Below are 8114 nucleotides of genomic sequence, written 5' to 3' on the forward strand. Positions count from 1 at the left end.
GGAGAAGTCGACGCAGACGCCGTGCCGTGCACGCCCGTCGCCCACGCCGCCTGAACGCGAACGACGCGGCGGGATACCCCGCCGCCCGCGTCACACCTCCCCTGCGTGCGCCCTCGCCCGCACCTCGGCAAACGACGTATCGACGAGCAGGCGCCCCGTATCGAACACCGTCTCGAGCGCTTCTTCCCACTCGCCTTCCAGCATCCGGTCGTCCCACGCAACCGGCAGCGTCGTCGTCCGATACTCGCCGGTTCGAACATTGCGCAGCAGCGTGAGCCGTCCTTTCTTCGAGCGCTTGCCCTGATCGGTGACCGGATCCTTGCGAACGTCGTGCCACTCGCCGCCGCGCCGGATCGCCGAGCACTTCATCGCGAAGCGCTGCGTATCGCGGTTCACCTGCTGCAGCAGCGCGCCACCCATGCCGAACACCACATTGCCGGCCGCGTAACCCGCTTCGTCGAGCGCGGAAAGGATCGCTTCGATCGACAGCTCGTCGACACCATCGCCCTGGATCACGCGCACGCGGTTCAGCACGCGCCGCCCCTTGCCGTTCACGGTCGAGCCGAACGACGCGTCCAGCGCACGCACGGTCTGCAGAACGATCTTCACGGGGTCGCCCGAATCGGGACGCACGACCAGCGTCGCGCCCGAATCGAGCACGGCCTGCCGAAGCTCGCCGCCCCACAGGTCGAGTGCGGCGAACAGATCATAGGAGTCCGACACGACCGACACGATCGCACCGGGCAAACCGAAGCGCGCAATCATGTTCCGGTACGCGTCGGCCTCGCGTTCGCGCCCCCACGACGTGATCGTGCTGTGCTCCGCCGCCGGCACCGAGTACGCGGCCATCGGCTCGCGATAGAAGCGGTTCGCGGCCAGCACGCCGAGCACCGTGTCCGAACCCATGAAGTTCACGAGGTGCGCGGCGCCGCCGATCGCGGCCGACTCCGCGCTCGACACGCCGCGCGCGCCGAAGTCGTGCAGCTTGAACGGCAGTTGCGCGAGATCGTCGTCGGTCTTTTCGAGGAAGCGGCGGATCGTCTGCCGCAGGTGCCAGCTGCGCGTCGCGACCGTCACCGGATACCAGACGCGCAGCAGCATCGTCTCGAGATACGACGCGAGCCAGAACACCTGCGGGTCGTCGCATTCGACCGTCATCAGCACGTTGTGCACCGGCACGACCGAGCCCTCCGGCACCGCACGGATCTTCACCGGCAGATAACCGTCGTAGCGTTCGACGATATGACGCCAGCCTGCTTCGTTGAACGGCTCGCCGTGCACCGTGAAGAAATCGCGCGCCTCGTCGATCATCGCGTGCGTGATCGGCTTGCACAGATATTCCTTCAGCAACATCTGCAGTCCGAAGAACACCGTGCGGTCGTAACGGCCGCCACGCGATTCGACGTACGAGAACATCGCCTGCGCGTCGGGCGGATATTGCAGAAAGTGGGAAGCCTTGTACGAATCCGTGTTGAGGATCGGATTGGCGAGAACCGCGGCAAAGCCGCCGGGAACGTTTTGCATGGCTAGAGCTCCTCTAGGCCGTTGAAGTGCCGCCGCGTCTGTCGCGGCGGACCGGAATGCGGGGAATCAGCGGATCAAAGCTTCCCCAGGAAGTGATACGCGATGTCGAAGTGATCCTCGAACATCACGTTGCGCATCTGCGCGAATTCGTTCAGCGGCACCCAGCGCGCCTTGTCGGCGTCGTCGCTGCCCTTCACGCGCGGCAGTTCGCCGGTCGGGAAATTGAACAGGCACGCGTGCGTGATCGTGCGGCCGCGCAACGAGCGCGTCGGGTGATCGAACACCTGGCGATCCTTGATCGAGCCGCGCAGCACGGGCTCCGGCAGCTTCAGCCCGGTCTCCTCGCGCAGCTCGCGGATGCAGGCCGCGTCGAGCCGCTCGTCCTGGTTCACGAACCCGCCCGGCAGCGCCCACAGGCCGCGGCCCGGTTCGCTGCGGCGGCGCACCAGCAGGATATGGCCCGAGTGCACGACCACCGCGTCGACCGTCACGAACGTGACCGGATACGGGGCGGCCGCCCACGCCTTGCGATACGCGGCGATGAATTCGGCTTCCGACTTCAGTTGCGCGAATTCCGGCTGCGTGCGGAAACGCTCGAGCCAGCCGAACACGGGTTCCGGCACGGCCCATTGCACGAAGCTGTTGGGGCGTTCGGCGAAATACTGGTCGCGGATCTCGGTGGCGGAAATGTCTTCCGTCGCGTCGACGTCGACGAGCTCCCATTGCGGGAACATCCGCAGGTAATACGACGTGGCGTCCTTCTCGTGGCCGATCAGCCCGACCTTGCGCTGCGCGACGTCGCCGAGCGCGGACGCGACGGCGTCCTGCACCCAGCGCACCCAGTCGCCGTCGTTGTAGGTCGAATCCTGCAACGGCGCGATCGTCACGCGGTCGCGCTCGGACGCGTCGAGCAGCGAAGCCAGCATCTGGCGGCGCTCGTCGAACGAGAATGGATCCTTGATGGTGCGGGGCTTGTCGGTCGACCCGATCAGCACGCACACGCGCTCGGCCCGGCTCAGTGCCGACTTCAGCACGTTCAGGTGACCACGATGCGGAGGCTGGAAACGACCAATGAAAACGAGCGCGTCGAAGCGCCGGTTCTGTTGCGTACTCATGAGGCTCCCTCAAGAGATTGAAACGCTTCGGGTCTTTCCCGAAGGGTTGGTGTGAATCGTAGGGGAAATCCCGGAGGTCGTCAATCGAGCCCTTGCTCGACTTGACGAAGTATGAAGAAATGCCGTGAATCGGCGGGTTACACTCGAATCCATCCCAATCCGCGCCATTGCACCCGCCATCATGAGGATCTCAGTCAGCCGGACCGTCGGCGTCGATCGCAGGCGCCTCTTCACGTGGTCGCAGGATTACGCGCGGCGGCTCGTGTGGGACAGCTTCCTCACCGATGCCTATCTGCTCGACGGCACGACGGCCGACGTCGGCGTCGACGCGTTCTGCCGCAGCCAGTCGGGCGCGACGATGGTGTCGCGCTACATCTCGTACCGGCCGCCGCAGGTCGCGGCGGTCGAAATGGTCGACGGCCCGAAAGTGCTCGAACGCTTCAGCGGCAGCTGGAACTTCACCGAGCGCACACCCGGCACGACCGAGGTGAAATTCACGTACCACTTCCGCGCCCAGCCGGCCTGGCTGCGCTGGCTGCTCGAACCGCTGATCGGCGCGTTCTATCTCGTGCAGACGCGCCGGCGTCTCGACTCGTTCAAGCGCTGGGCCGAAGCGGAAGCGCTGCCGCACTGACCGGCGAGCGCCGGCCGCACGGCCCGGCGTGTCTGCGCCCCCGCCTGCCGGATGCATTCGAACGCGCCGCCGCTCCACCTCCACGCATTCACCTCACATTTGCCAGATTCGCCGAACCCGTGGAAACTACGGGCGGCCGTCACCCTGACGGCGCGCCCCGACCGAGAGAACGGGGCCCCCTCCCTGAAACGGCTTCGACACGAACATAATCCGATGAGCCTGATATCCCGATTCTTTGGCCGCAAGGAAGTACCCGAAAACCCCGTCGCGCTGGCCGCGGCACCCGACGTCGAGAATCCGCTGAGCGTGACGGTCGTCTTCGACGGCCCGCTGCAGGTCGATATCGCCGCGCTGACGGCCGCACTGCGCGCGTACCACCCGAGCATGAAGCAGGCGCGCGTCGAAACCGAGCCGACGCTCTCGCAGGTGTTCGGGCTCGCCGGCTGGGGCAACCACGTCGTCCGGCTCGTCGGCTTCGATGCGCCCTATCCGTCCGACGCGCTGGAAGCGTGCGTCGCGCCCGCCCACTACGGGCAGGACCTGAAACAGCAGGTGCGCGCGAGCCGCAGCCACGTGATCCTCTACTACGCGGGGCACGAGGCGAATCCGCTCGACCAGTACGTCGCCCTGGCGGCCGTCGCCGGCGCGCTTGCCGAACAGAACGGCCTCGCGGTGCTGAACGAGCACGCGCACACGTCGCTGCCGGCGGGCGTTTTCAACGCGAAGGAACTCGGCGACGAAAGCCTCGACGTGCTGCGAAATATCCCGCTGAACCTGTTCTTCTGCGGCTTCGTGAAATACGAGGTCGAAGGCGTCCAGGGCGTGTGGATGCGCACCTATGGCGCCGACGTGTTCGGCCTGCCGGATTTTGCCGCGCTCGCGGAAGGTCATCACGAAGGCGAACGCTATTCGGGCATCTTCAACAGCGTGATGCATTACCTGCTCGAAAGCGGCGCGCGCATGCATGCGGGCGAAACGATGCAGGTCGGCGCGGAAACGTTCATGAAGCTGCGTGAACCGCTCGAGCACGAGTACTACCTGAAGGGGCCGGCGCCGGTGCTGGTGGCCGAGCTGATCTCGGCGGACGAAATCAATCGCTGATTTCGCCCTGTCGCATCCCGCTGCATGGCGCACGGGTTCAACGCTTCGCGAACCGCGTGCGCCATTGCGTCACCTGACGGCGGCGTGACAGCCACCGTTCGAACCCGTTGAGGAGCCGTCCGTGTTCGGCATCCGCCCTGGTCTCGCGCTGGCCGCCATCGGCCTCTCGTTGTCGGCCCATGCCGACGGCATCCAATGCGCACGTGCGACGACGCGCACCGAGCACCTGATCTGCGCCGACGAGGCACTCATGTCGGCCGACAGCGCATTGTCGAACGCGTACTACGATGCAGTCGGCATCTCCGCCGACCAGCAGGCCGTGATCCGGTCGCAACGCGCATGGCTCACGCAGCGCGATGCCTGCGCCGACGCCGCCTGCATCGCCGCCGCATACCGCGACCGCACGGCGGCGCTGAAGCAGGTGAAACACGCGGGCTGGAAAACCTATCGCGACCCTGCGCTCGGCATCTCGTTCGAATACCTCGCGAACCGGCAGGTGAAAAAGCCGTGCCCGGAAGGCGGCAGCGACCATTGCGTCGCGATCGTCGGCCGCAACATGACCTATAGCAGCAGGTTCATCTCGTTCGAGATCGTCGACGGCGCACTGGAGCCGGTCGCGGAAAAGGAAGCGGGATTCGTGAAGCAGGATGACGGCAAATGGGTGACGTCGTACGGCCCCGGCATCCCGCAGGAAGTCGAGCGCATCTCCGGTCCCGGGTGGCACGGCATGAGCGCGACGATCATGTGCGGCATCAGCGATCCGGAAACCGGCTTCCACGCGGCCGGCGGCGAATGCTACTGGGCCGTGCTGAGCAACGGCAAGCGCTCGGCCGTCGCGGGGACGCAGGGGATCGTCGGCACCGACGACGCGACGCTGCACAGTGTGTCGACGTTCCGGTTCGATCGTTAGCGGCCGGAGCGTCACGGTGTCCGGCCTCCCGGATACGACTCGCCGGGCAGCGATGCGTCATCGCGATGACGCCCCGGCGGCATGTCGCCCACGTTGGCCATGACGAAATCACCATTTCCGCCCCGATTCGCGACGGCCGCGGCACCCGACGCGCCGCCCGGCGCACTTTCGCACTAACGGGCGCCGTCGCGGCGCAACGGGAACGTCTGTGCACCCGCGTCGCGGCGCAACGTCACCTCCATGCCGGTCAGCCATCCTGACGATTTCAGGATCGGGCGCGCCACCGCATACAACCGGTCGGCGCTGGCGCCGTACAGGTACAGATACCCGTCGTTGCCGTCGCGATGCAGTTCGGTCTCGCCCAGTTCGCCGGCCCCGGCCCGCTTCACCGCGCGATCCAGCCGTTGCTCGAGCGCATGAAGGCGCGCCGTGTCCTTCTCGTCGTAATCGAAGTGCACCATCACGACCGGACTCGGCGCCTTCGGCTGCACATCGGCGCCAGCGTGGCCGGCAAGCAGTGCCCAGCCGAGCAACGCGGAGAATCGAATGGGGTTCTGCATATCGGCAACGAGAGTCAAACGCCCGCACACGTGGCTGCACCGCCGCGCGCAACCTGCTGCCGGACTTGCGCCTGCGTACCGAGCGCAGCGGCAATCGCATCGACCGCCTCGGCCGCGCGCGCCGCGCCGCACATGAACGCGTCGACGGCCGCGAAGCGATGCTCGGGCCACGTATGGATCGTGATGTGCGATTCGGCGAGCAGCACGACACCCGTCACGCCGTGCTCGCCGCCGAAATGATGGAAATGCGCGCCGATCACGCGCGCGCCCGCCTGCCGCGCCGCTTCGGTGAGCAGCGTCTCGAGCCGTGCGGCGTCGCGCAGCAACGCCGCGTCGATGCCGGCCAGGTCGGCCAGCACGTGCGCGCCGAAACTCGCGCGCGGCGGCGCGATCCCGTCGCGCGCGGTCATTTGTGCGACCCGTACGACGAGTAGCCGCTGCGCGCCGACGAACTGCCCCAGCCACCGCCGCCCGAACCGCTGCCGCCGATCGACGCGCAGCTGAACAGCGTGACGACGATCAGGCCGTAGACACCGTAGAGGATGTACCGGATCACGCGTTGCCCCCGTCCGACGCAAAACTCTTCCACAGCCATTCAGGCAGCCACAGCACCAGCAGGCCGACCAGCACGTAAACGGAGCGGCCGCTGAACGAGAACAGTGCGCCCATGTTCAGGATCACGAGCAGCGCGCTGAACACGAGCGGCAGCGGCGCGAAACTGTGCGGGCCTTTCCGGCCGAACAGGCCGGTCGACGCGGCGGCACCCGTTGCCGCCGCAGCCGCGGCCGTCGCGAGCGCCGGCGTGCCGAAGCGTTCGGCGAGCGTGCTGCCCGACAGCGGCCGCGCCCGCGACCAGACGATCTCCGCGTCGCTGCGCTCGCGCGTCAGCTTGTCCTTCTGCCAGCCGTAGTCGATGATCGACGTGCGATCGCCGACCTGCACGCGCCAGTTGAACGCGCCGACCACGTAGACGACCTCCGAGTCGTATTCCTCGCGCAGGCGGTAGGTCTTGCCGCCGTCGGTCACGTCGGACTCGCTGCCGATCGTCGGCCACTGGTCGATCACCTGCACACGCTCCCAGCGCCCTTCGCTCTGCACGAGCCACAGGAAACCGCGCTTCGGGTTCAGCAGCAGGTATTCGTCCCACGTCTCCTCGTCGCCCGGCACGCGGCAGCGCATCATCCCGATCACCGTGTACTTCACGCCGTCGAACGTGCCGATCGCGCCGAGTTCCAGCGCCCCCTTCACCGCGTCGAGCTTGCGCTGTGCCGCGAACACGGTCTGCTGCTCGGCCGTGCACTGCACGCCCGCATGGCAACTGCCGCACACCACGTAGTCGGCCACGTTCGGCGCATACGACAGCGGCGCGCCGCAGCTCGGGCACGCGAACGGCACCATCTCCGCACCGCGCTTCTCGCGCGTATCGTTGTCGGTATCGCGCAGCCCGGTGAACGCGAGCGCATCGAACTCCAGCGCTTCGCCCGTATAGACGGCCGGACTCCCGCCGTTCGAATCGGCGTCGGAATAGTCGTACGTCGCGAATGCGTTGCCGGTTCGCAGGTCGACGACGCGCGCCTCCCAGCCGGCATCGACGCGGAACGGCAGCTCGCCGTCGCCGCCCGTGCAGCGCGCGGTCCGCACGTCGGACACGAGGAACGCGCGGCCGCCGTGGTCGATCCGCATGCCCGGCTCCAGTGTGCCGAACGCGGGCCACGCGCCGCCGGACGCATCGTCGGGCTCGCGCACCGTCACCGCATACTGGCCCGACGCATCCGACAGCCAGCCGAACGTGCCGTCGTCGAACACGACATACCACTCGCTCCACACGCCGGCGTCGTAGGTCATCTGGATGCGCCCGAGCACCGTGAACGTGCGCTTGCCGTAGCGCCCGGCCGTGCCGATCTGGATCGGCGACGCATCGTCGAGCACCGTGGCCAGTTCGCCGATCCGCTCGACGTCGGTCCCGCGCTTGAGCAGCGTGCTGCGGCAGAACGCGCAGACGGCCATCACCGCCGCCGCCGAGCGAAACTCGACCGGCGCGCCGCACTGGGGGCACGAGGTACTGAACATGCGCGACGCTTACCGGGTGAGCTTCGCGAGGATCTCGGCCTTCGCGCGCGAATATTCGTCTTCGGTCACGAGACCCTTGTCGAACAGCGTCTTCAGCTGTTCGAGCCGCTGCACGTAGTCGGTGCCTTCCGCCGGCGCGGCCGCCACCGGCGCTGCAGCGGGCGCGGGCGGCGCGGCCGGCGCCGGTTGCGCGGCACCCG

Annotated in this window: 10 protein-coding genes; 3 read left to right on the forward strand and 7 right to left on the reverse strand. The window is 67.4% G+C overall.

All coding sequences use genetic code 11. The annotated features are described in order from the left end of the window. Window positions 1-90: 90 nt before the first annotated feature. On the reverse strand, window positions 91-1524 hold the full coding sequence (locus tag L810_RS35460) for a nicotinate phosphoribosyltransferase (RefSeq protein WP_021162995.1): 1434 nt from the start codon (window positions 1522-1524) through the stop codon (window positions 91-93). A 74-nt stretch (window positions 1525-1598) separates the two neighbouring features. Then, window positions 1599-2639, reverse strand: a complete 1041-nt coding sequence (locus L810_RS35465; RefSeq protein ID WP_021162996.1) for a bifunctional nicotinamide-nucleotide adenylyltransferase/Nudix hydroxylase — start codon at window positions 2637-2639, stop codon at window positions 1599-1601. Window positions 2640-2820: 181 nt separating this feature from the next. On the opposite strand from L810_RS35465, the gene L810_RS35470 reads away from it, so the two are divergent. From L810_RS35470 to L810_RS44210, 3 genes are all read left to right on the forward strand, one after another. Next, window positions 2821-3273: a type II toxin-antitoxin system RatA family toxin gene (locus L810_RS35470; protein ID WP_021162997.1), complete on the forward strand. Its 453-nt coding sequence runs from the start codon at window positions 2821-2823 to the stop codon at window positions 3271-3273. Between the two features lie 213 nt (window positions 3274-3486). Next, on the forward strand, window positions 3487-4374 hold the full coding sequence (locus L810_RS35475; protein WP_021162998.1) for a DUF4261 domain-containing protein: 888 nt from the start codon (window positions 3487-3489) through the stop codon (window positions 4372-4374). A gap of 121 nt (window positions 4375-4495) precedes the next feature. Continuing rightward, the gene (locus L810_RS44210; RefSeq protein WP_021162999.1) at window positions 4496-5284 is read left to right on the forward strand and encodes a lysozyme inhibitor LprI family protein; all 789 of its coding nucleotides are present in this window, start codon (window positions 4496-4498) and stop codon (window positions 5282-5284) included. 173 nt (window positions 5285-5457) lie between these two features. Here the strand turns inward: L810_RS44210 and L810_RS35490 are convergent, their stop codons facing one another. The 5 genes from L810_RS35490 to L810_RS35505 all read right to left on the reverse strand — a co-directional run. Then, complete coding sequence (locus L810_RS35490) at window positions 5458-5844, reverse strand: hypothetical protein (RefSeq protein WP_021163000.1); 387 nt, start codon at window positions 5842-5844, stop codon at window positions 5458-5460. Window positions 5845-5858: 14 nt separating this feature from the next. After that, complete coding sequence (speD, locus tag L810_RS35495) at window positions 5859-6254, reverse strand: adenosylmethionine decarboxylase (RefSeq protein ID WP_021163001.1); 396 nt, start codon at window positions 6252-6254, stop codon at window positions 5859-5861. Continuing rightward, the gene (locus L810_RS47730) at window positions 6251-6400 is read right to left on the reverse strand and encodes a hypothetical protein (protein WP_153489189.1); all 150 of its coding nucleotides are present in this window, start codon (window positions 6398-6400) and stop codon (window positions 6251-6253) included. Before L810_RS47730 ends, speD begins: the two co-directional genes overlap by 4 nt. Further along, window positions 6397-7914 carry a DUF4178 domain-containing protein gene (locus tag L810_RS35500; RefSeq protein ID WP_042977522.1) on the reverse strand — a complete coding sequence of 506 codons (1518 nt, stop codon included), beginning with the start codon at window positions 7912-7914 and terminating at the stop codon, window positions 6397-6399. Before L810_RS35500 ends, L810_RS47730 begins: the two co-directional genes overlap by 4 nt. A gap of 9 nt (window positions 7915-7923) precedes the next feature. Further along, window positions 7924-8114 (reverse strand): SHOCT domain-containing protein (locus L810_RS35505; RefSeq protein WP_042977524.1); only part of this gene is annotated, 191 nt, incomplete at its 5' end.

This window comes from Burkholderia sp. AU4i (genome assembly GCF_000466765.1).
GTDB classification, from domain to species: Bacteria; Pseudomonadota; Gammaproteobacteria; order Burkholderiales; family Burkholderiaceae; genus Burkholderia; species Burkholderia cepacia.

Coding starts and splice junctions, on each gene's coding strand:
- L810_RS35500 (WP_042977522.1), bottom strand. CDS start 7,914: ATGTTCAGTACCTCGTGCCCCCAGTGCGGCGCGCCGGTCGAGTTTCGC.
- L810_RS35465 (WP_021162996.1), bottom strand. CDS start 2,639: ATGAGTACGCAACAGAACCGGCGCTTCGACGCGCTCGTTTTCATTGGT.
- speD (WP_021163001.1), bottom strand. CDS start 6,254: ATGACCGCGCGCGACGGGATCGCGCCGCCGCGCGCGAGTTTCGGCGCG.
- L810_RS35470 (WP_021162997.1), top strand. CDS start 2,821: ATGAGGATCTCAGTCAGCCGGACCGTCGGCGTCGATCGCAGGCGCCTC.
- L810_RS35475 (WP_021162998.1), top strand. CDS start 3,487: ATGAGCCTGATATCCCGATTCTTTGGCCGCAAGGAAGTACCCGAAAAC.
- L810_RS35490 (WP_021163000.1), bottom strand. CDS start 5,844: ATGCAGAACCCCATTCGATTCTCCGCGTTGCTCGGCTGGGCACTGCTT.
- L810_RS35460 (WP_021162995.1), bottom strand. CDS start 1,524: ATGCAAAACGTTCCCGGCGGCTTTGCCGCGGTTCTCGCCAATCCGATC.